General features: G+C 56.2%; 18 protein-coding genes. 14 read left to right on the forward strand and 4 right to left on the reverse strand.

Annotation, left to right across the window (positions count from 1 at the left end; translation table 11 throughout):
* Positions 1-8 precede the first annotated feature (8 nt).
* Positions 9-1,385: an MATE family efflux transporter gene (locus ESZ91_RS07110; protein ID WP_129225573.1), complete on the forward strand. Its 1,377-nt coding sequence runs from the start codon at positions 9-11 to the stop codon at positions 1,383-1,385.
* Here ESZ91_RS07110 and ESZ91_RS07115 read toward each other — a convergent pair.
* Positions 1,355-2,041 carry a MerR family DNA-binding transcriptional regulator gene (locus ESZ91_RS07115; protein ID WP_129225575.1) on the reverse strand — a complete coding sequence of 229 codons (687 nt, stop codon included), beginning with the start codon at positions 2,039-2,041 and terminating at the stop codon, positions 1,355-1,357. The two genes, ESZ91_RS07110 and ESZ91_RS07115, sit on opposite strands and share 31 nt — an antisense overlap.
* Before the next feature lie 81 nt (positions 2,042-2,122).
* Here ESZ91_RS07115 and ESZ91_RS07120 point away from each other — a divergent pair, with 81 nt between their 5' ends.
* The 12 genes from ESZ91_RS07120 to ESZ91_RS07175 all read left to right on the forward strand — a co-directional run bounded on the left by ESZ91_RS07120 (position 2,123) and on the right by ESZ91_RS07175 (position 14,353).
* Positions 2,123-3,424 carry an MATE family efflux transporter gene (locus ESZ91_RS07120; protein ID WP_161971095.1) on the forward strand — a complete coding sequence of 434 codons (1,302 nt, stop codon included), beginning with the start codon at positions 2,123-2,125 and terminating at the stop codon, positions 3,422-3,424.
* 194 nt (positions 3,425-3,618) lie between these two features.
* Entirely contained in the window at positions 3,619-6,288 is a 2,670-nt protein-coding gene (locus tag ESZ91_RS07125) for a cation-translocating P-type ATPase (RefSeq protein ID WP_129225579.1), read from the forward strand.
* Between the two features lie 113 nt (positions 6,289-6,401).
* A complete protein-coding gene (locus ESZ91_RS07130) occupies positions 6,402-8,003 on the forward strand; it encodes a xylulokinase (protein ID WP_129225581.1) in 1,602 nt (533 codons plus the stop codon).
* A 12-nt stretch (positions 8,004-8,015) separates the two neighbouring features.
* Positions 8,016-8,717, forward strand: a complete 702-nt coding sequence (locus tag ESZ91_RS07135) for an L-ribulose-5-phosphate 4-epimerase (RefSeq protein ID WP_129225583.1) — start codon at positions 8,016-8,018, stop codon at positions 8,715-8,717.
* The gene (locus tag ESZ91_RS07140; RefSeq protein WP_129225585.1) at positions 8,714-9,505 is read left to right on the forward strand and encodes a sugar phosphate isomerase/epimerase family protein; all 792 of its coding nucleotides are present in this window, start codon (positions 8,714-8,716) and stop codon (positions 9,503-9,505) included. Before ESZ91_RS07135 ends, ESZ91_RS07140 begins: the two co-directional genes overlap by 4 nt.
* A 92-nt stretch (positions 9,506-9,597) precedes the next feature.
* Entirely contained in the window at positions 9,598-10,092 is a 495-nt protein-coding gene (locus ESZ91_RS07145) for an RNA polymerase sigma factor (RefSeq protein ID WP_129225587.1), read from the forward strand.
* The gene (locus tag ESZ91_RS07150; protein WP_129225590.1) at positions 10,079-10,723 is read left to right on the forward strand and encodes a hypothetical protein; all 645 of its coding nucleotides are present in this window, start codon (positions 10,079-10,081) and stop codon (positions 10,721-10,723) included. Before ESZ91_RS07145 ends, ESZ91_RS07150 begins: the two co-directional genes overlap by 14 nt.
* Positions 10,720-11,826: an MFS transporter gene (locus ESZ91_RS07155; protein ID WP_129225592.1), complete on the forward strand. Its 1,107-nt coding sequence runs from the start codon at positions 10,720-10,722 to the stop codon at positions 11,824-11,826. Before ESZ91_RS07150 ends, ESZ91_RS07155 begins: the two co-directional genes overlap by 4 nt.
* On the forward strand, positions 11,823-12,002 hold the full coding sequence (locus ESZ91_RS07160; RefSeq protein WP_129225594.1) for a hypothetical protein: 180 nt from the start codon (positions 11,823-11,825) through the stop codon (positions 12,000-12,002). The genes ESZ91_RS07155 and ESZ91_RS07160 overlap by 4 nt, the downstream gene beginning before the upstream one ends.
* Positions 11,999-12,352 carry a hypothetical protein gene (locus ESZ91_RS07165; RefSeq protein WP_129225597.1) on the forward strand — a complete coding sequence of 118 codons (354 nt, stop codon included), beginning with the start codon at positions 11,999-12,001 and terminating at the stop codon, positions 12,350-12,352. The genes ESZ91_RS07160 and ESZ91_RS07165 overlap by 4 nt, the downstream gene beginning before the upstream one ends.
* A gap of 82 nt (positions 12,353-12,434) precedes the next feature.
* Positions 12,435-13,862 carry a glucose-6-phosphate isomerase gene (locus ESZ91_RS07170; RefSeq protein WP_129225599.1) on the forward strand — a complete coding sequence of 476 codons (1,428 nt, stop codon included), beginning with the start codon at positions 12,435-12,437 and terminating at the stop codon, positions 13,860-13,862.
* Positions 13,863-13,921: 59 nt separating this feature from the next.
* Positions 13,922-14,353 carry a hypothetical protein gene (locus tag ESZ91_RS07175; RefSeq protein WP_129225601.1) on the forward strand — a complete coding sequence of 144 codons (432 nt, stop codon included), beginning with the start codon at positions 13,922-13,924 and terminating at the stop codon, positions 14,351-14,353.
* A gap of 34 nt (positions 14,354-14,387) precedes the next feature.
* On the opposite strand, the gene radA is transcribed toward ESZ91_RS07175, so the two are convergent.
* Genes radA through ESZ91_RS07190 form a run of 3 tightly spaced genes read right to left on the reverse strand, consistent with a single transcriptional unit; the run spans position 14,388 to position 17,153 of the window.
* Positions 14,388-15,755 carry a DNA repair protein RadA gene (radA, locus tag ESZ91_RS07180; RefSeq protein WP_129225603.1) on the reverse strand — a complete coding sequence of 456 codons (1,368 nt, stop codon included), beginning with the start codon at positions 15,753-15,755 and terminating at the stop codon, positions 14,388-14,390.
* Positions 15,756-15,768: 13 nt separating this feature from the next.
* Positions 15,769-16,899, reverse strand: a complete 1,131-nt coding sequence (gene ispF / locus ESZ91_RS07185) for a 2-C-methyl-D-erythritol 2,4-cyclodiphosphate synthase (RefSeq protein WP_129225606.1) — start codon at positions 16,897-16,899, stop codon at positions 15,769-15,771.
* Complete coding sequence (locus tag ESZ91_RS07190) at positions 16,896-17,153, reverse strand: RNA-binding S4 domain-containing protein (protein WP_129225609.1); 258 nt, start codon at positions 17,151-17,153, stop codon at positions 16,896-16,898. Before ESZ91_RS07190 ends, ispF begins: the two co-directional genes overlap by 4 nt.
* A 454-nt stretch (positions 17,154-17,607) precedes the next feature.
* Here ESZ91_RS07190 and rpoB point away from each other — a divergent pair, with 454 nt between their 5' ends.
* On the forward strand, positions 17,608-21,603 hold the full coding sequence (rpoB, locus tag ESZ91_RS07195) for a DNA-directed RNA polymerase subunit beta (RefSeq protein ID WP_129225611.1): 3,996 nt from the start codon (positions 17,608-17,610) through the stop codon (positions 21,601-21,603).
* The last annotated feature ends 16 nt before the right edge of the window (positions 21,604-21,619 follow it).

The raw sequence follows: 21,619 nt of genomic DNA on the forward strand, positions 1-21,619 counted from the left end.
AGGAACTTATGCCGCAGGATAACGAGCGCCTATTGGGCGAAAAACCGATTTTTCGGCTGTTGATGAAAATGGCTGTGCCGACCATGCTGTCCATGTTTATTCAGTCCATGTACAATATCGTGGACAGCATTTTCGTCACGCGCCTCGGTCAGCAGGCGTTCAACGCCGTCACGCTCGTGTATCCGCTGCAAAATCTCGTGCTGGCGGTCGCGGTCGGATTGGGCGTGGGGCTGAATTCCTGTATTTCGCGCTCTCTGGGCGCGGGACGGCGCGACGAGGCGGATTCGTACGCCGCGCACGGGTTCATGCTCTCGTTCATTCACTGCGCGCTCTTTCTCGTATTGGGGCTGTTCGGCACGAAACCGTTTCTGAAATTGTTTACCGACGATCCCGCGGTTCTGGAATACGGCGTTTCTTACGGGAAGATCGTCTTGTGTCTGGCGTGCTTTTCCCTCGTGCATATCGCCGTGGAAAAACTGTTCCAGGCGACGGGGAATACCATGTTCCCCATGCTGATGCAGGCGCTCGGGGCGATCGTCAACATCATCTTCGACCCGCTCCTGATCTACGGCGTGGGCGTATTTCCGGAAATGGGCGTCACGGGCGCGGCGGTCGCAACCGTTTTGGGGCAGGCGTGCGCGTGCATCGTGTCGCTCGTGTGGTTTTTCGCAAAGGGGAACGGGCTGAAAGTCAGATTCCGCGGTTTCCGTTTCCGCAAAAAGGAAGTGGGGCGCATCTACGCGGTGGGCGTCCCTTCGGCGCTGATGATGGCGATGCCCTCGGCGCTCGTGGGGATATTGAACACCATTCTCGGGCGCGTATCCGAACTTTCGGTCAACTTTTTCGGCATTTATTACAAATTGCAGACGCTCATCTATGTGCCCGCCTCGGGTCTGGTGCAGGGAATGCGCCCCATCGTGGGATACAATCACGGCGCAAAATTATACGGGCGCATGGACAAATGCGTGCGGCTGAGCCTTCTCGTCGTGGGCGGTTTTATTCTGGCGGGAACGCTGCTGTTCGAACTGTTTCCCCGCCCCATTCTCGCGCTGTTCGGCGCGGACAACGAGATGATGGAGATCGGCATTCCCGGGCTTCGGATCCTCGCGTCGGGATTTCTGGTGTCCACGTTCGGCGTCATTTTGCCGGGCGCGTTCGAGGCGCTGGGCATGGGCGTGCGCTCTCTGGCGATCACGCTGGTCCGACAACTCATCCTCATTCCGCCGCTCGCCCTCGCGCTCCTGCCCGCGATGGGGCTTGCGGGCGTATGGCTCGCCTTTCCCGTTTCCGAATGCGCGGCGGCGGCGCTGGCTCTCGCGCTGTACGCGCAATTTAAAAAGAGGCGGGGCGCGGCTCAGCCGTCGATCTCGGCGAACGCCTCGTAAAAGTCCTGCTGCACGCCGTTTTCGGTAGCGGTGACGAGGTATTTGCCAAAAATTTTGCTTCCCTCGGGCGCTTCGATCACTTTCTGCGTAGCGGTATCGATGGACAGTAAGCCGCTCATATAGCGTTTTTCTTCTGCAAATCGATTTTTTTCGAAGACGAGGAACTGCGGTTCTTCGCCACGCGAACGAATGCAGACGCCCAACCGTTCGTATTCGGAAACGAATTCGCGCGCGCTCTTTTGTTCGGAGAGTGCGAAGGGGTGAAATGCGGGCAGCCGCTCGTACACGCAGGCGTTGCCGCGCGCTCTCAGTTCGCCGATACGGCGGATCGCCGCGGACTTTTTTTTCAGACGTACGAGCGAACTTTCCAACTCCGCGATACGGCGGGTAAGCGTCTGTTCGTTTTCTTCGAACACGTCGGAAATTTCTCCGAGGGACGAGGCGAAACAGGTCCTGATCTTATCGACGGGTATGGACAGACTGCGCAAAAACAGTATGTCGTACACCGCCAGCATATTCTGCATGGTCGGTTCGCGGTAGTTGTTTTCCCGGTTGCGCTCGAATTTCAGCAGCCCTTCGCTTTCCCAATAGCGCAGCGCCGAGGCGCGGATCCCGAATATTTTTGCGATTTCCGAAAGATATTTTTCTTGTTTCATAATGTTCCGCTATCCTCTTGACATTCAAGTTGCTTTAAGGTTTATACTATACAAGTATAACACATTTTGGAGAAAATGGCAATGATAAAACAATTTTTGCGCTACGTGCTGCCCTCCATGGCGGCGTTTGCGTTTTCGGGGTTGTATTCCATTGTCGACGGGTATTTCGTCGGCAACAACGTGGGGGACGCGGGGCTTGCCGCCATCAATATCGCCTATCCCATGATCGCACTCGTCAACTCGGTGGGAACGGGCATCGGTATCGGCGGCGCGGTGTTCGTTTCCTTAACGCGCGGCGAGGGCGATGCGGAGAGCGAAAAAAAATATCTGGGCAACACATTGATGTTTTTATTGGGCGCGAGCGTAGTGTGCACGCTCTTGCTGCTCGCCGTGTACCGCCCGTTTCTGCAGGCGTTCGGCGCGACGGGCGAGGTGCTGGAGGGCGCGAAAACCTATTCGCTCGTGCTCATTTTATGCACTGCTTTGCAGGTATTGGCCACGGGCTGTATCCCGCTGCTTCGCAATTTCGGCGCGGCGGTGGGGGCGATGCTCGCCATGAGCGGCGGTTTCGTCAGCAATATCTTTCTCGATTGGCTGTTCGTGCAGTATATGTCCCTCGGACTGTTCGGCGCCGCGCTTGCAACGGGCATCGGGCAGGCGGTCACGGTGGTGCCGTGCGCGGTCTTTTTGTTTTTGCGCATCAGAAAGATGGGCGGCGGGGTATTCTCCTTTTCCCTTCGGCGTATCGGCAAGATCGCCGCGGTGGGCGCATCGCCCTTCGGGCTGACGCTCTGCCCCAATATCACCACGCTCATACTCAATAAATTTTGTCTGGAATTCGGCGGGGATACGGCGGTCGCGGCGTACGCGGTGGTCGCGTATATGTATTCGGTCATTCTCTTTTTGTTGCAGGGCGTGGGCGACGGCGCGCAGCCTCTTGTCAGCGCCTGTTACGGAGAGGGACAGGAAAAGACCGCGAAAAAATTCCGGAATTACGCCTACGTTACGGCGCTCGTCACCGCGCTCGTTTATTTCCTCGCGCTGCTTTTCTGCCGCGAACTCATTCCGAAAGCATTCGGCACGAGCGATGAGGCGGGTGCGCTCGCGGCGCGCGTACTGCCGATATTCGGCGCGGGTACGCTGTTCACGGCAATTATCAAAGTGACTTCCTCCTATTTTTATTCCATCGGCAAGAGCAAAGTGTCCTACGGTCTTGTGTACGGGGAATTGGCGATCGTGTTTGCGGCGGCGTTCGCGCTCTCGTCTTTTTTAAAACTTGACGGGGTATGGCTGGCTTTGCCTCTCACGCAGGCGGTCCTGTGCGTTGCGGCGATCGCGATCCTTTTCGCGCTTTCCCGTAAAAATAAGTTTAAAAACATTTGACATGGGTTAAACTCTATGATAGAATGTTAAAAAACACAAAAATAAGGATTTTTCGAAAAATGAACGACGGCAACGGAGACGTAGCCCCCGACCCAAGTTATGATAATACGAAAGAATTTTAAGGCATAGCCGTACCCGGCTATGTCTTTTTGTGTTTTCAAAAATTTATTCGGAGGAGTAAAAACTCGAAATCTATGGAAAGTCAAGATCACAAACCCTGGCACTCGTTGTCCGTGCGCGAAGTGGAGGAGATTTTATCCACGAGCGAACGGGGACTCAGCGACGAAGAGGCCGCCAGACGGCTGGAACAATACGGCAAAAACGATCTTCGGCAGAAAAAACCCAAGAGCATCCTGAAAATGCTGTGGGAACAGGTCTCCGACGTGATGGTGCTCATTCTTATCGCGGCGGCGGTCTTTTCGATGGTCATGCAGGAATGGGCGGAGGCGGTCATCATTCTCGCCGTCGTCGCGCTCAATGCGGTCATCGGAATCATTCAGGAGAAAAAAGCCGCTAACGCGTTGGCGGCTTTGAAGAGCATGAGCGCTCCCACCGCGCGCGTCCTGCGCGAAGGGGAGGAGAGCGTCGTGCCCGCGAGCGAACTGGTGCCGGGAGATTATATCTATCTCGAGGACGGCGCCATCGTGCCCGCGGATATCCGCATCGTCGCGGATTCGAACATAAAAATACAGGAAGCCGCGCTCACGGGCGAGAGCGTGCCGTCGGAAAAGGACGGCCCCAGCATCCTTCCCGAGGACGCGCCCTTGGGCGACCGCGTGAATATGGCGTATACGTCGTCCGTCGTCATGTACGGCAACGCGCAGGGCATCGTCGTTGGCACGGGCATGAATACCGAAGTCGGCAAGATCGCGGGCATGCTCGAAGAGGAAGACGATCTGGAAACTCCCTTAAAGAAAAAACTCAATTCCGTGGGAAAAATTTTAAGCCTCGTGGGGCTTGTGGTCTGCGTTTTGGTATTCGTCATCGGTATGCTGCGCGGACGGCAGATCCTGCCGCTCGTGATGACGGCGATCTCGCTCGCGATTTCCATTATTCCCGAAGGACTTCCCGCGACCGCGACCATCATCATGGCGCTCGGCGTGCAGCGCATGGCGAAAAAGAACGCCTTGGTGCGCAACCTGCCCGCCGTGGAGACGCTCGGCGGCGCGACGGTCATCTGCTGCGACAAGACGGGCACGCTCACGCTCAATAAAATGACGGTCACGCACGTCGCCATCAACGGCGATTTTGTGGAGGGGAATGCGACCGATGCTTCAGAATCGGTGCAAAAGTACGGCGATCTGTGCCGCGATCTTGTGTTCGGCTGCGCGCTGTGCAACAACGCGTCGAAAGATCCCGACCGCCCCGGCGAAACGCTGGGCGATCCCACCGAGGGCGCGCTTTTATTCTACGCTGACAAATTCGGGGACGATTACGACCAACTGAAAACGCAGTATCCGCGCCTGTTCGAACAGCCGTTCGATTCCGTGCGCAAGCGCATGACCACGGTGCACGAAATAGACGGAAAGATCGTCGCGTACACCAAGGGCGCGGTGGACGAAATGTTGCCGCTTTGCACGCACGTTCTGACAAAAGAAGGCGTGCGCGCGATGACCGAAGAGGATCGCGCACAGATCCTCGCCCTCGTGCAGAAGATGAGCGCGGAGGCTTTGCGCCTTCTGGGATTTGCCAAGCGCGAACTTGCCGCGGTGCCCGACGACGAGCAGGCGGACGTGGAGATCAACATGACCTTCGTCGGCGCGGTGGGCATGATCGACCCGCCCAGAAACGAGGTCATCGGCGCGGTCGAAACCTGCCACACGGCGGGCATTCAGGTCATCATGATCACGGGCGACCATAAGATCACGGCGACGGCGATCGCGAAACAACTGCATATCTATCAAGAGGGCAACATCGTCATTACGGGACAGGAACTTGACGAAATGACCGACGACGAATTGGACGCGGCGGTCAAAAAGACCACGGTGTTCGCGCGCGTTTCGCCTTCCGATAAAATGCGCATCATCCGTTCGCTCAAACGAAACGGCGAAATAGCCGCCATGACGGGCGACGGCGTAAACGACTCGCCCGCCCTGAAAGAGGCGGATATCGGCGTGGCGATGGGCATTACGGGCACGGACGTCGCCAAGGACGCCGCGGACATGATCCTGATGGACGACAACTTCACCACCATCGAATACGCCGTGCGCGAGGGGCGGCGGGTGTACCGCAATATTCAAAAGGTCATCCAGTTTCTCGTCGCGGGCAATATCGCGGAGATCCTTACGCTCTTTCTCGCCGTCTGTTTCAACTGGGCGGATCCCATTTTGGCGGTGCATATCCTGCTCATCAACCTCGCCACCGATTCGCTGCCCGCCATCGCGCTGGGCGTGGATCCTTCCGATTCCAACGTGATGAAGACTAAACCCGTCAAGAGCGGCTCGCTGTTTGCCGACGGATTGCTTTTCCGCATCGTGCTGCACGGCGTATTCATTTCCATTGCGACGCTCGCCGCGTACTGGATCGGCGAGTTGTATTTCGGAAACCACCCCGAAGCGATGACCATGACCTTTATCGTTCTGGCATTTTCGCAACTCGTGCACTCGCTCAACCAGCGCAGCAACTACGACAGCGTGTTCCATAAAAATAAGGAACACAACTTCTATCTGTTCGGCGCCATGGCCGTTTCGGCTGCCATCGCGCTCGCGGTACTGCTCATTCCGCCCCTGCAGGGATTTTTCAAATTCGTATCCCTGGGCTGGAAGGAATGGCTCATCGCCATCGGGCTTTCGCTCTTTCCGCTCGTCGCCGTGGAGATCAGCAAGATCTTCATGCGCGCTTCGAGAAAACGAAAATCCGTATAAAAAGTGCGGGGCGCTGTGCGCTCCGCTTTTTTTATGATGAAATTTGAACGGAACGATTGATTTTTTCACGAATCTTCCTTATAATGAAAGGGAAGAAATCAAGGGAGAAAACCATGGTGAAAGATATAAAAAATATCATAGAATCGGGCGGCTGTTCGCTCGGCATCGAATTCGGCTCCACGAGGATCAAGGCGGTGCTCATCGGCGAGGACAACGAGCCTTTGGCGACGGGCGGCCACGACTGGGAAAACAAATTCGAGAACGGGATCTGGACGTACGCGCTCGCAGACGTCGTCGCGGGGATGCAAGACGCGTACAAAAAACTCGCGGACGACGTTTTCACGCGCTACGGCGCGACCGTTTCGAAACTTGCGGCGCTCGGCGTGAGCGCGATGATGCACGGTTATCTGGTATTCGACGACGAGGGCAGACAACTCGCGCCTTTTTGCACATGGCGCAACAACAACGCGGCGTCCGCCGCGGAAAAACTGACGAAACTTTTCGCCTATCCCGTGCCCGCGCGCTGGTCCGCCGCGCATCTGTACCGGGCAATTCTGAGCGGGGAAGAACACGTGAAAAAGATATCTTTCCAGACGACGCTGGAAGGCTGGGTGCATTATCTTCTGACGGGCGAAAAGGTGATCGGTATCGGCGAGGCCTCGGGTATGTTCCCCGTGGATACCCAAACCAAGGATTTCGACGCGGCGATGCTGGAAAAATTCGACGACGCCGTAAAAAGTTACGGCGTACCGTACCGTTTGAAAGATATTTTGCCCAAAGTGCTCGTTGCGGGCAAGGACGCGGGCGCGCTCACCGAAGAGGGCGCGCGCCTTTTAGACCCGACGGGGACACTGGCGGCGGGCGCTCCCATGTGTCCGCCCGAGGGCGACGCGGGCACGGGCATGGTGGCGACGAACAGCGTAAAGCGCCGCACGGGCAACGTTTCGGCGGGCACGTCGGTATTCGCCATGATCGTGCTGGAAAGACCGCTTTCCAAAGTCTATCCCGAAATCGATCTCGTCACTACGCCTGCGGGCGATCTCGTCGGCATGGTGCACTGCAACAACTGCACGTCCGACCTCAACGCTTGGGTGGACGTGTTCGGGGAATTCGCCCGCCTTTCAGGGCGCGACATGGAACGATCGGAACTCTTCGAACTTTTATACCGCGAGAGCGAAAAGGGCGACGCCGACTGCGGCGGCCTCATTTCGTACAACTACGTTTCCAACGAACATATTACAGGGATCGACGCGGGGCGGCCGCTGTTCGCGAGGACTTCCGAGAGTAAGTTTACGCTCGCCAATCTCATGCGTTCGCATCTGTTCGCGTCGCTCGGCGCGCTGAAGATCGGCTGCGACATCCTTCTCAAAGAGGAGGGCGTGAAAGTGGACGCGATCACGGGCCACGGCGGACTGTTCAAGACCGAGGGCGTGGGGCAGAGTTATCTCGCGGCGGCGCTGAACGCGCCCGTCACCGTCATGAAGACGGCGGGCGAGGGCGGCGCCTGGGGCATCGCGATCTTAGCCAATTACCGCGTGCGCGGCGGCTCTCTTCCGCTCGAAGAATACCTTGCGCAAAAGGTGTTCGCGGGGCGCGAAAGTTATACGCTCGCGCCCGATCCCGAAACCGTTGCTGGTTACGAAAAATTTGCCGCGCGCTACAAGGCGGGGCTTCCGATCGTGCGCGAAGCCGTGCGCTGCATGGGGAAGGAATAAGGAGAATAAGATATGCTGAAAAAATGCAAGGAAAAAGTGTTCCGCGCCAATCTTCAATTGGTCGAAAACAAACTCGTGCTCTATACCTGGGGCAACGTGAGCGAGCGCGACAGGGAAAGCGGGCTCGTCGTCATCAAGCCCAGCGGCGTTTCCTACGCCGAAATGACCGCGGACGACATGGTCGTCGTGGATTTGGACGGAAACGTCGTAGAGGGGCAGCTGCGCCCTTCCAGCGATACGCCGACGCATCTGGAAATATATAAGGCGTATCCCGAGATCTGCGGCGTGACGCACACCCACTCCACCTTTGCGACGAGTTGGGCGCAGGCGGGGCGGGATATTCCCTTTTACGGGACCACCCACGCCGACTATTTTTACGGCGATATTCCCTGCGCGCGCGCTTTGATGCGCCAAGAGGTGGAGGGCGAGTACGAAAAGAATACGGGGCTGGTCATTCTGGAACGCTTTCAAAAGGACGGACTGAAACCCATGGAAGTGCCCGGCGTGCTCGTCAAGAGCCACGGCGTGTTCGCGTTCGGGAAAGACGCGGCCGAGTCCGTGCACAATGCCACCGTGATGGAAGAGATCGCCAAAATGGCGTTTTTGACCGAATCCGTCAATCCCGAAGTTTCGCGCGCTGATCGGGCGATGATGGATAAACATTTCCTGCGCAAGCACGGCGCGAACGCATATTACGGGCAGGCGAAAAAATGACGACGGGCGTTTCCACCGCCTCTTTATTTTTAAGGGAAATGAACGAGGACGCGCTCACGGTGTTCAAGGATCTGGGCGTAAAGTGCACGGAAATTTTTCTCGCCACCTTTTCCGAATACACCGAGGACTACGCGCGGCTTTTAAAGGCGCGCGCCGAGGGGCTTGACGTCCGTTCGGTGCATGTTCTGAACACGCAGTTCGAACCGCAGTTGTTCGGCGCGCATCCGCGCGCCCGCAGGGACGCGTACGAAATATTGGACGGCGTCATGCGTTCCGCGCGCATTTTCGGCGCGCGGGCGTATACCTTTCACGGCGTCACGCGGCTGAAAAAGAGTTTCAAGGGGCTGGATTATCCGCAGATCGCGGCAAGCCTGTGCGAAATTTCCCAAACCTGCGAAAAATACGGCGTCGCTTTATGTCTGGAAAACGTGCACTGGGCGACCTACGCGGAGCCGGGCGTCTTTCGGAAATTGAAGGCGTACGCGCCTTCCCTGCAAGGCGTATTCGACATCAAGCAGGCGCGCCTTTCGGGGTATCCGTACGCCATGTATATCAAGGACATGGCGGGCAGCATTTCCCACGTGCACCTCTCGGATGTGGACGGGAACGGGAAAATGTGCCTTCCCGGCAAGGGCCGTACGGATTTTTTCGAGGTGTTTTCGCGCCTCAAAGACGCGGGGTTCGACGGCGCCGCCATCGTGGAGGCGTACACGGGCGACTACGGCGAATATGCGGAATTAAAAGAGAGTTGCGATTATCTGGACGAGGTGATCGACAAGGTTTACTAGATCGGCCCCCGATTTTTTCGGCGCGGCCGTATTATTTTTGTATGCGGCGCAATTTTTTGCGCGTTTGTGCGTTTATTATATGAGACGGTGCGATGGACAAACGGGAAGTCAACAATCTGGTGCGCGAGATCGCGCGCGGCGACGTTTCCGCCGCGGAAAAACTGTACGGGCTGATGAAAGTGCCCTTACTGTCTTTTGTCGCGCCCTATTGCGCGGATTTTTCCGAGCGGGAGGACGTGGTGCAGGCTGTATTTTTGAAGGTCATACAAAAATCACCTTCCCTCGTCTTTTTCACCGACTGTTTCGCCTGGATGTTCCGCATTGCGAAAAACGAATGTTTTGACCGCGCCAGAAAGCGCAGGCTTTTGCCCGCGGAGGGACCGCGCGAAGAGGAGGATCATTTTGACCTTCGCTTTGCCCTTTCAAAACTGGACGCAAAGCGTCGGCAGATGGTGGAACTCAAATACTTTGCGGGGTTTTCGCAAAAAGAGATCGCCTGCGCGCTGCATTTGGGGGAATCGGCGGTATCGCGCGGACTTGCGGCGGCGCTGAACGATCTGCGGGGGTGGCTGGATGAAGAAGATTGAATCCGAACTTTATACGATGTTTGCGGCGCAGCCCGTCGAAAAAACTCTGCCGCCCGCATTGATAGAGGCAGCGGAAAAAAACGCAAAAAAACGAAAGAGGCATTGGCGCGCGCTCGCCGCCTCCGCCGTTTCGTTCGTTCTCGTGCTGGTCGTATCGCTGTATGCGGGGCTCGTCGTATTCGCGCCCGCCAATAACAAGGGAGAAGAGCAGGGACCGCAGTACGAACGCGTCGGGTACGACGCATCGCTTTCGTACGGCCTCGCGCCCGCCGAATGGGAATACGCGCTCAAATCTTCGGACAGAGGGCTTTTGTTCTCTCTCGCCGAGGCGCCGATCCCCGATTTTTTGTTTGAGGCGGCCATGGAAGGCGGCGAGGTCTGGTATTTTTATCGGGGAAACGAACTGGTGCTTTCCCGCTGGCAGACGGGAACGGTCTTTGCGGCGGTTTCGTCCGTGCCCGTTACGGGCGGCGGGGAATTCCTTACGGGCGAAAAAATATGGCTTGCGGGCGTGGAAGTCATTGAAAACGACGGCAAATTTTACTTTTCTCATCTCTCATACGACTGGTATTTCGACGGAGAAGGTCTGCAAGGGGAACTGGAAAATTTTTTGAAGGAGGGAAACGTATGAAAAAAGCGAGGCTCGCCGTATGCGCGGCTGCGCATTTTTGCATGGATTTTGCGACCATCGCCTATCTGTATTCGGTGATCGCGCCGCAGTTATACGGCGCCGTGCCCGATGCGGCCGGCTATTCGCCCTATGTTTACGGGACCGCGCTGACCGCCGCGCTGGTGCTTGCGTACGATCTTTGCGCCTTTGCCTTGCAGCCGTTTTTCGGCGCGTGGGCGGATCAGAAGAACGTCGCCGCGCCCGTTCTCTTTGCAAGTCTTTTGATCGTGGCGCTCGTCGATATCCTCGCCGCGGCGCTGGATTTTACAAACGTTTTCGCTGCGGCGATCGCGGGGCTTGTTCTCGTGTCCGTCGCAAACGCCGCATTTCACGTTGCGGCGGGCGCGTTCGTCATCGCGGACGCGGAACGGTGCGCACCGCTCGGGATTTTCGTCGGCACGGGCGCGCTGGGCGTGGCGCTCGGAAAAGTGCTCTCGTCCGCCGCCGCCTTTTACGTCGGCCTCGGCTGCCTCGTCTGCGCCGTCTCTTTCTTTTTCGTAAAGGCGAAAGGGGAGACCATGCGCCCGTATTATGAAAAACTGCGAAGGGAAAAGGTGCAGACCGAAGCCGACGTTCTGCCGCTCGTCAGTCTGGGCGTTGCCGTGTTTCTGCGCGGGTTCTGCGGCACCGCAGCCGCGGGCGAGTTTCCGTCCACGTCGCTCACCGTCGTCTTTTTGGGCGCGTTCGCCGCGTGCGGAAAGATCATGGGCGGGTTCTGGGCGGATACGGTGGGCATCAAGGCGGCGATCGCCTCGTTTCTGCCTCTCGGCGCTCTATTGATGTGTTTCGGCGCGCAGAGCGTTGCGCTCTATGCCGTGGGCACGCTGCTGTTCAACACCTCCATGCCCGTCACGCTGTTTATGGCGATACGCGCCCTGCCGCGCTGGCGGAACGCCGCGTTCGGCATGCTCGCGGCGCTTCTGATGGCGGGCTCCGTTCTGGCGATGTGGGGCGCGCCGTCCGGATATATCACGTTGGCGCTCACGTTCGCGGGCGGCGCCGCCATACTGTTTGCGGAAATCAAGAGCAAGAATAAAAATCTGTTTGAGGAGGGAATCTTATGAATATTCTGAATTTGATCCTGGACGTCGCCGTCTGGCCCATGTTCGTTCTGGGTGCTATGGCGATTCTGGCGCCGATCGTCGTGATCGTCAGCATTATCGTTCTCGTGATCGTGCTGAAACGGAAAAAGCGGACGCAGAACAAACCCGAAGATGAACGTAAGGACGAAGACGAATGAGCGATATCGTATATTTTCCGCTCGCATTGGCGATGACGCTCTTGCTCGAAGGGATCGTCCTGCTTCCGTTACTGATCAAAGGCGACAAATATTTGATCGGCGTGTTCGTGCTCGTCAACGTGATCACCAATGTCACGCTCAATTTCGCGCTCGGATTGTTGGAATGTTTTCCCGTCGACGTTTCCGCCATCGACGTCGTGTACGTGATCGGGGAGTGCGTTGCCGTGGCTGTCGAGTATCTGATACTGAAACGCGTTTGCCGGAATAAATACCTGTTTCTGTTCGTGCTTTGCGCCAACATCGTGAGCGCGTTGGCGGGCGGGCTGCTCCTACGCGTACTTTTCAACTGACTTTCTGCGAATTTAATTGACATTGCCGCCGTTTTGTTTTACAATAAATGGCAAGAGTATTGCATCAGAAACGGAGGTTTTTATGAATTTCAGGAACAAAGATTGGCGCAACGGCATGCGCGTCACGGTGGACTACAACAATATGATGAAAAAATTCGTCGGCGCCGACGGATTTAAAGATTCCGAGATAAACGAACTCAAAGAGGCGGCGGCGGACGCGTTCGATTGCGTCGCGCAAGGCCGCGGCAAGGGCATGATGGGCTGGACGGAACTTCCCTATAACCAGAAAGAGATCGTGGAAGATATCCTCGCCACCGCCAAAGAAGTGCGCAGAAAGTTCAAATATTTCGTCGTGCTGGGCATCGGCGGCAGCGCGCTCGGCCCCATCGCGGTGTTCAACGCCCTGTGTCATCTGCACTATAACGACCTTGCGCCCTCCAAGAGAAAGGGCCCCAAATTCTACGTGGAAGACAACGTGGATCCCGAAAGGATGGCCGCGCTTCTGGACGTCATCGAACCCGAAAAGACCTGCTTTAACGTGATCACCAAATCGGGCGCGACCAGCGAGACCATGGCGCAGTACCTGATCATCAACGACATGCTCGTCAAGGCGGTCGGGGACAAGGCGAACGATCATATCATCGCCACCACCGACGCGGCGAAGGGCAACCTCATCAAACTTGCCGAACAGAACGATTACAAGACGTTCTGTATCCCCGACGGCGTGGGCGGAAGATTTTCCGAACTGTGCCCCGTGGGACTTTTGCCCGCGGCGGTTCTGGGATTGGATATCAAAGCGATGCTCGCGGGCGCGGCGTTCATGGATAACGTCTGCTCCAAGCCTTCCGTCGCGAAAAATCCCGCGCTCGCATCGGCCGTTTTACAATACATGGCGATGAAGCGCGGCAAAAACGTGGGCGTGATGATGCCGTATGCGGACAGTTTGAAATTTATGTCCGACTGGTACTGCCAGTTGTGGGCGGAGAGCCTCGGCAAAAACGTCACCCTGGACGGAAAACCCTGCAACGTGGGGCAGACGCCCGTCAAAGCGCTCGGCGTTACAGACCAGCATTCGCAGGTGCAGTTATATACCGAAGGTCCCTTCGACAAAGTCGTTACGTTCCTGTCGGTCGGAAATTACCGCAAGGAATTCCCCATTCCGCACGGCTGCGAGGATATTCCCGACGTGGCGTTTTTGGGCGGGCACACGATGAACGAACTGATCGCCGCCGAAAACAAGGCGACCGCCTACGCGCTCACCAAGGCGGGACGGCAGAACTACACGATCACTCTCCCCGAAGTCAACGAATTCACCCTCGGGCAGTTGATGTATCTCTTTGAATTGCAGACCGCTTATGCGGGCGCGCTGTTCCATATCGATACTTTCAATCAGCCGGGCGTCGAGGCGGGCAAGCAGGCGACCTACGCGCTGCTTGGCAAAAAGGGCTACGAGGCCAAGCGCGAAGAACTCGACAACGCTCCCAAAGCGGAAGATAAATATATCGTATAAATTTTGCGAGGCATAAATATTTATGCCTCGCATTTCATTCGTAATCAAGGATAAAAGAAATGGTAGATAATTTAACTTTTCAGATGTTTAATCCAATTGGTAAAGAACTGAGAGCTGACGACGAAAAAGTTACAAAAGCAATAAAAATATTCGTGAATGGATTAAACTTATGCGATATGCTAAAAAAGATCGAATTGCCTTATCTGAAAAAAGATGAAAAATATTTATCTTATGGGCATTTAGAACCTAAAAGACTGCATAGTTATTTAACAACGGCTATGGATAGCAATATTCCCGCTCCTTTATTTTGTTGTCCCGAATGCGGAGAGGCGTGTTGTTGGTCGGTAGAGGTTTTTATCAGACATGATGAAAAATATGTTTACTGGAAAAAGTTTGAACATTCTCATAGAGACGAATGGAAGTATAATCTCTCATTTAAGTTCAACAGGCAACAGTATGAAATACAATTAGATAGTTTACTTACCATATAATAAAGAAGAACTTGGTTTTCACCAAGTTCTTCTTTCATTCCGAAAATAATTTCGATATCATCTGATTTACGTAAGCGACGGGCACCAACTGGATCTGGTTCTCGAATTTTTTCACGGATTTAAAGTTTTTGGCGGGAAAGAGGATTCTTTTAAATCCCATTTTGATGCACTCGTTCACGCGCTTTTCGGCGTAGGTCACGCCGCGCACTTCGCCCGTCAGGCCCACTTCGCCGAACACGGCGGTGTACTTGTCTACGGCGACGTTTTTGAACCCGCTCGCGAGCGCCGCGCAGACGGCGAGGTCGATGCTCGGCTCCGCGAGGCGTATGCCTCCCATCGCGTTCAGATACACGTCCTGATTGTAAAAGGGGATGCCGCACCGCTTTTCCAGCACCGCGATCAACAGGATCATTTTATTATTGTCCACGCCGAGGGGCATTCTGCGCGGCAGCCCGTAGGCGGTCTTTGCGAGCAGCGTCTGGATCTCTACCATCATGCAGCGGTTGCCCGTTTCCGAGGGGGTGACCACGCTTCCCGCTGCGATCCCGCGGCTTTCGGAGAGGAATATGCCCGAATAATCTGTTACGCCGAATAAGCCTTCGCCCGTCATCTCGAAAACGCCCACTTCCTGCACCGAACCGAAACGGTTTTTCACCGCGCGCAGGATTTTGAAACTTTCTTCGCGTTCGCCCTCGAAATAGAGCACGGTGTCCATAATGTGTTCCAGAACTTTCGGTCCCGCCAGGGCGCCCTCTTTGGTGACGTGCCCGACGATGAAAAACGTGATGCCGTGGCTCTTGGCGATGCGCATGAGTTTGCCCGCGCATTCGCGCACCTGCCCCACGCTTCCCGCCGCGGAGGACATTTCGCTCGAATAGACCGCCTGGATGGAGTCGACGACCACGAATTTTTCGTCGGTGATCGCCTCTTCGATGTCTTCCAGACAGGTTTCGTTGAGCAGCAGCAGGTTTTCCGAATTGAGATTGAGACGGTTGCAGCGCATTTTGACCTGCGAACAACTTTCCTCCGCGGAAACGTACAGCACCTTGTGCTTTGCGGAAAGGTGCGCCGAAACCTCGGTAAGCAGCGTGCTTTTGCCGATTCCCGGATCGCCGCCGATCAGAACGAGCGAGCCGGGCACGATGCCGCCGCCGAGCACCGTGTCGAATTCCGCGATACCCGAAGAAACGCGGGCGTAGCGCTCTTCTTTCACGGCGGACAGGGGGACGGGCGCGGCGCGGCCGGCCGAACGCGGTTTTTTCAGTTTCTGTGCGGCAGGTTCGGCTTGGGTGATTTCCTCGACGAGCGTGCCGAATTGATGGCAGGAAGGGCATTTGCCCATCCATTGCGGGCTCATCGCGCCGCATTCCGAACAGATGTAGACAGATTTCGTCTTTGCCATGATCTCTCCTTTGTCAGTCTGTTTCCGCCAGCGAAACGTATGCGGTGACGGTGATCCCTTTCCCTTCGCCCACGTAGCCCAAACCCTCGTTGGTGCCCGCCGAGAGACCCACGTCGTCGGGCGATATACGCAGCGCGCGGGCGATGTTTTCGCGCATGGAAAAGATGTATTTTTGAAGGCGCGGACGTTCCGCCTGGATCGCCGCCGACACGTTGCGGGGCGCGAATCTTTTTTCGGCCAAAAGATCCCGCACCCGTTCCAACAGACGAAGGCTGTCCGCGTCCGCAAACGCGGGGTCGGTGTCGGGGAAAAAGTGCCCGATGTCGGGCAGGGCGGCGGCGGATAAAAGGGCGTCCATGACCGCGTGGACGAGCACGTCGCCGTCGCTGTGAGCGATCAGCCCGCTTTCGGAGGGTATGCGCGCGCCGCCGAGCACGATATGATCTTGCGCCTTTCCGAAAGCGTGCGTGTCGATGCCCACGCCGACGCGGGGCGCGGGCAGGGGGTCGGATAAGAAATCTTCGCGGAAGGTCAGTTTTTTATTTTTAACGTCGCCCGCAAAGATCTGCGGCGGCGCGACGAATTTCGCGTATACGCCGCTGTCGTCGGTAAACGTTTCGCCGCCGATTTTTTCGTAAGCGGCGAGAATTTCCGCATAAGAGAACGCCTGCGGCGTCTGCAAGGCGTACAAGGCGCTGCGGTCGGGGATGCTCCCGATCTTTTCTTCGGCGCAAAGCGCGATCGTGTCTGTGACGGGCAGGGCGCAGACGGCGCTGCCGTGCGCGCGCACCGTTTCGATGCAGTCGTTTAAAATTTTCTGCGTGACGAACGGGCGCGCGCCGTCGTGAATGAGAACGTAATCGGGACTGTCGCAGGCGCGTAAGGCAAAAAGGACGGATTGCGTGCGCGTATCGCCGCCGCATACCGCGCGTACGTTCGCGAACTTTTCAAACATTGCGGAAATTTCCGCAATATCGCGTTTTGCCGCAGCGATCACGATCTCGCCGATGCTTTCGCAAGCCGAAAGGGCGGACACAGTGCGGTAAAGCACGGGTTCGCCCCGAAAGAATGTCAGAAGTTTGTTTTTGGAAAAGCCCGCGCGCGCGCCTGCGCCCGCCGCGGGAACGACGGCGGAGATCTTCATGATAAGTCCGCGTCGGCGATGATCTCGTACAGCGAGGACGCCTCGTCCTTTTTCACCGTTTCTTTGAGCGCGAGCACGCGGAATTTCAGGCTCCCCGCCGAAAATTTCAGTTCTACCACGTCGCCGATCTTTAATTGGCAGGCGGGCTTGACCTCTCTGCCGTTGACGACGACTTTGCCCGCTTTGCAGGCGTCGCCCGCCACCGTGCGGCGCTTTAAGATGCGCGAAACCTTTAAAAATTTATCGATCCTCATGATCCTCCCGTAACGCGGACAGGGGAAAACTGTGCAAAAATGGGGCGCGGTATTCCCTTTCCGCTTTGCGAAATTTGTTTTTTTTTGAATTTTCGGACAAGTTTTTGACGAAAGCGACAAAAAAAATCGCCAAAGCGCGAAAAAGAAGTTGACAAAACTTTCAAATTTTTATATAATACTAAACTGTATCATTATAGAGTATAATGTGTTTTTTGCGCTTTTTTCGAACTTTTCTTCCTGCAAAGCGTGTCGGCTCGTCCCGTATTATATATAATATGGTTTATAAATCGGGAATTCGGGCGGCGCTTTTTCCGTCTTTGACAATTATACATGAAAAAAACCGTTCTGTAAAGGAACGCGCGAAAAAAGTTTGAAAAATTTTTTCAGCAACAAAAAGCGGTGCGCATTTCGCGCGCCGCGGCGATAGAACGAAAATTGAAAGGAGCAGTCATTGATGAATTTACCTATTCAGAAGTACGGCAAAACCGAGAGAAGGAAGTTCGGTAAGATCAACGAGGTCATCGATATCCCCGACCTCGTGGAGATCCAGAAGAATTCCTACGATACCTTTATCAACGAGGGTATCGGCGAGGTCTTCGAGGATTTCTCCCCGATCACCGATTATTCCGACCACTTTGAATTGTATTTTTTGGATCATGAATTCGGCAGCAAACCGAAATATGACGAAAAAGAATGCCGCAACCGCGACGCGACGTACGCTCTTCCCCTGCGCGTGAAAGTCCGCCTCGTGAACAAAGTGAAGGAAGAGGTGATCGATCAGGAAGTCTTTATGGGTGATTTCCCGCTCATGACGGAAAACGGCTCCTTTATCATCAACGGCGCGGAACGCGTCATCGTTTCCCAACTCGTCCGTTCGCCCGGCTCGTATAACGAGGCGGAACCCGACAAGACGGGCCGCAACATGTACAAGACCACCGTCATCCCCAACCGCGGCGCGTGGCTGGAATTCGAACAGGACAGCCAGGGCGTCTTGTGGGTGCACGTGGACAGAAAGAGAAAGATCTGCGCAACCGTGCTTTTGCGCGCGCTCGGCTTCGGCTCCGACAGCGCCATCACCGACATTTTCGACGACGACCGCATGATCGCCGCCACCATCGAAAAGGACACCGCCAAGAGCGAACAGGACGGTTTGATCGAACTGTACAGAAGACTGCGCCCCGGCGAAGTCCCCACCGACGATTCCGTGCGCCAGCATCTGCACAACCTCTTTTTCGATCCCCGCCGTTACGACGTGGTCAAAGTGGGGCGCTATAAGTTCAACAAAAAACTCAACATCGCCTACCGTCTGCCCGGCTGCGTGCTCGCGGAGGACGTTTTCGCACCCGAAACGGGCGAACTTCTGGCGGGCAAAGGCGAGATCGTTTCCGACGAGAAAGCGAAAGAGATCCAGAACGCGGGCGTGAACGCCGTGTACGTGCTCGTTTTCGACGAAAAGGCAGGGGAGATCCGCCACAAGATCATCGGCAACAACACCATCGATTTTGCCGCCGTTTCGGATAAGAACCCCAAGAGTTTCGGACTGCTTTCGACCATCTATTACCCCAACTTCGTGTTTTCCAAGGAGATCGCCGCCGCAGCGGACAACGCCGACGCGGAAACGGTCGCCGAGCACTATATCAACGAGATCAACGCCGTCTACTTTACCGCCGAGAGCCGCAAAGAGGACGACGAGAAACAGGAAGAAAAGAAAAACCGCGAAAAGCGCCGCGAGAACCGCGTGAAATTCGTCGTCGCGTGCAAACTGTTCCACGAGATCCTTGCACGGGATGAAGTGTCGATCACCGCGGAAGAAAAGAAACTCATCCGCCCCCTGATCGACAAACTCAACCACAGACACATCACCGTGGACGACATCATCTCCGCGGTTTCCTCCAACCTCGATCTGCGCTACGGCATCGGCACGGTGGACAATATCGACCATTTGGGCAACCGCCGCGTGCGCAGCGTGGGCGAACTTTTGCAGAATCAACTCCGCGTGGGCATCGCGCGCCTCGAACGCCTCATCAAAGAGAGGATGGCGACGCAGGATCCCAACGAAGTGACGCCCTCGGGCCTCATCAACGTGCGTCCCGTTTCCGCGGTCATCCGCGAATTCTTCGGCTCTTCGCAGTTGTCGCAGTTCATGGACCAGACCAACCCGATCGCAGAACTCACGCATAAGCGCAAACTCTCCGCGCTCGGTCCCGGAGGTCTCAACCGCGACCGCGCCACGTTCGACGTGCGTGACGTGCACCACTCCCATTACGGAAGAATGTGCCCCATAGAGACGCCCGAAGGTCAGAACATCGGCCTCATATCCTCGCTCGCCACCTTTGCGAAGGTCAACGAGTTCGGGTTCATCATGTCGCCCTATCGCAGGGTGGACAAGACGGACGGCCGCGTCGTCGTCACGGACGACGTGGACTACCTTACCGCGGACGAAGAGGATAAATACGTCGTGGCGCAGGCGAACGAACCTCTGAACGACGACGGTACGTTCGTCAACGAGCGCGTTTCCTGCCGCAGAAGGGCGGAGATCACCCAACTGCCCAAAGAAAAGATCGACTACATGGACGTTTCGCCCAAACAACTCGTTTCCGTGGCGACCGCGCTCATTCCGTTTTTGGAAAACGACGATACCAACCGCGCGCTGATGGGCTCCAACATGCAGCGTCAGGCGGTGCCGCTTTTAAAGACCGAAAGCCCCATCGTGGCGACGGGCATCGAAGCGGCGATCGCGCGCGACAGCGGCGTCATGATCAAGGCGAAGAACGCGGGCGTCGCCATCGGCGTTTCTTCCGACCTCATCAAGATCCGCACCGACGCGGGCTTTATCGACGAATATAAAATGAAAAAGTTCGAGCGCTCCAACCAGGGGACCTGCCTCAACCAGCGCCCGATCATCCATACGGGCGACCGCGTCGCGGCGGGCGAGATCATCGCGGACGGCCCCTCGACCAACAACGGCGAACTCGCGCTCGGCAAAAATATCCTCATCGGCTTCATGGAATGGGAAGGCTACAACTACGAGGACGCGATCCTCATTTCCGAGCGTCTCGTGCGCGAGGACGTGTTCACTTCCATTCATATCGAAGAACATGAAATAGAATCGCGCGACACCAAACTCGGCGAAGAGGAGATCACCCGCGACATTCCCAACGTCGGCGACGACGCTTTGAAAGACCTCGACGAAGACGGCATCATCCGCATCGGTGCGGAAGTGGGCAGCGGCGATATCCTCGTCGGCAAAGTCACGCCCAAGGGCGAAACCGAACTGACGCCCGAAGAGCGCCTCCTGCGCGCCATATTCGGCGAAAAGGCGAGAGAAGTGCGCGACACTTCCCTGCGCGTTCCCCACGGCGAGGGAGGTATCGTCGTAGACGTGAAAATTTTCACGAGAGAGAACAAAGACGAACTTTCGCCCGGCGTGAATAAGTTGGTGCGCGTGTATATCGCGCAGAAACGTAAGATCTCCGTCGGCGACAAGATGGCGGGACGCCACGGCAACAAGGGCGTCATTTCGCGCATCCTGCCCGAGAGCGACATGCCCTTTATGGCGGACGGCACCCCGATGCAGATCGTTTTGAATCCGCTCGGCGTTCCTTCGCGTATGAATATCGGTCAGGTTCTGGAAGTGCACCTGGGGCACGTGTGCCGCCAGTTGGGCTGGAAGATCGCGACCCCCGTATTCGACGGCGCGACCGAAAAAGACATCAAAGAACTTTTCTACGAAAACAACATCGTTTCCCCCTCGGGCAAAGTGGACGGCAAGATCCAACTGTACGACGGGCGCACGGGCGAAGCGTTCGAAAACCGCGTCACCGTCGGTCAGATGTATATGATCAAACTCATTCACCTGGTCGACGACAAGATCCACGCGCGTTCCATCGGGCCTTACTCGCTGGTCACGCAGCAGCCGCTCGGCGGCAAAGCGCAGTTCGGCGGACAGCGTTTCGGCGAAATGGAAGTGTGGGCGCTCGAAGCCTACGGCGCGGCGCATATTTTGCAGGAGATCCTGACCGTCAAATCCGACGACGTAGTGGGCCGCGTCAAGACCTACGAATCCATCGTCAAGGGCAACAACATTTCCGAACCGGGCATTCCCGAGGCGTTCAAAGTGCTGTTCAAGGAATTGCAGTCGCTCGCGCTCGACGTGAAAGTGCTCACCGAGTCCAAAGACGAACTGATCATCAAAGACTTCTCCGACGCAGAACTCGATGCGGACGAAGAGCAGACTTCCCGCAACGACGAGGTGGAAGAACTCGATTTCAACTTCGACGACGAGGATGAGGAAGAAGAGGACGAGGGCATGGAGTCCATCTTCGAAGACGACGACAACGACGAAGACGATTTCGCGTCCGCGGAACTGTTCGACGACGAGGAACTGGACGATCTCGACGATTTAGACGATCTGGACGATCTCGGTTTCGGATCGGACGACGAAGAGTAATTTAACGGGAGGATTT

The sequence above is a fragment of the Candidatus Borkfalkia ceftriaxoniphila genome, assembly GCF_004134775.1.
Classification (GTDB): domain Bacteria; phylum Bacillota; class Clostridia; order Christensenellales; family Borkfalkiaceae; genus Borkfalkia; species Borkfalkia ceftriaxoniphila.

Excerpts from the sequence above, each read along its gene's own strand:
- ESZ91_RS07130 (WP_129225581.1), top strand. The coding sequence starts at position 6,402 with ATGGTGAAAGATATAAAAAATATCATAGAATCGGGCGGCTGTTCGCTC.
- ESZ91_RS07110 (WP_129225573.1), top strand. The coding sequence starts at position 9 with ATGCCGCAGGATAACGAGCGCCTATTGGGCGAAAAACCGATTTTTCGG.
- ESZ91_RS07120 (WP_161971095.1), top strand. The coding sequence starts at position 2,123 with ATGATAAAACAATTTTTGCGCTACGTGCTGCCCTCCATGGCGGCGTTT.
- ESZ91_RS07125 (WP_129225579.1), top strand. The coding sequence starts at position 3,619 with ATGGAAAGTCAAGATCACAAACCCTGGCACTCGTTGTCCGTGCGCGAA.
- ESZ91_RS07165 (WP_129225597.1), top strand. The coding sequence starts at position 11,999 with ATGAGCGATATCGTATATTTTCCGCTCGCATTGGCGATGACGCTCTTG.
- ESZ91_RS07145 (WP_129225587.1), top strand. The coding sequence starts at position 9,598 with ATGGACAAACGGGAAGTCAACAATCTGGTGCGCGAGATCGCGCGCGGC.
- ESZ91_RS07170 (WP_129225599.1), top strand. The coding sequence starts at position 12,435 with ATGAATTTCAGGAACAAAGATTGGCGCAACGGCATGCGCGTCACGGTG.
- radA (WP_129225603.1), bottom strand. The coding sequence starts at position 15,755 with ATGGCAAAGACGAAATCTGTCTACATCTGTTCGGAATGCGGCGCGATG.
- ESZ91_RS07115 (WP_129225575.1), bottom strand. The coding sequence starts at position 2,041 with ATGAAACAAGAAAAATATCTTTCGGAAATCGCAAAAATATTCGGGATC.
- ESZ91_RS07150 (WP_129225590.1), top strand. The coding sequence starts at position 10,079 with ATGAAGAAGATTGAATCCGAACTTTATACGATGTTTGCGGCGCAGCCC.
- ESZ91_RS07135 (WP_129225583.1), top strand. The coding sequence starts at position 8,016 with ATGCTGAAAAAATGCAAGGAAAAAGTGTTCCGCGCCAATCTTCAATTG.
- ESZ91_RS07175 (WP_129225601.1), top strand. The coding sequence starts at position 13,922 with ATGGTAGATAATTTAACTTTTCAGATGTTTAATCCAATTGGTAAAGAA.
- ESZ91_RS07140 (WP_129225585.1), top strand. The coding sequence starts at position 8,714 with ATGACGACGGGCGTTTCCACCGCCTCTTTATTTTTAAGGGAAATGAAC.
- ESZ91_RS07155 (WP_129225592.1), top strand. The coding sequence starts at position 10,720 with ATGAAAAAAGCGAGGCTCGCCGTATGCGCGGCTGCGCATTTTTGCATG.
- ESZ91_RS07160 (WP_129225594.1), top strand. The coding sequence starts at position 11,823 with ATGAATATTCTGAATTTGATCCTGGACGTCGCCGTCTGGCCCATGTTC.
- ESZ91_RS07190 (WP_129225609.1), bottom strand. The coding sequence starts at position 17,153 with ATGAGGATCGATAAATTTTTAAAGGTTTCGCGCATCTTAAAGCGCCGC.
- rpoB (WP_129225611.1), top strand. The coding sequence starts at position 17,608 with ATGAATTTACCTATTCAGAAGTACGGCAAAACCGAGAGAAGGAAGTTC.
- ispF (WP_129225606.1), bottom strand. The coding sequence starts at position 16,899 with ATGAAGATCTCCGCCGTCGTTCCCGCGGCGGGCGCAGGCGCGCGCGCG.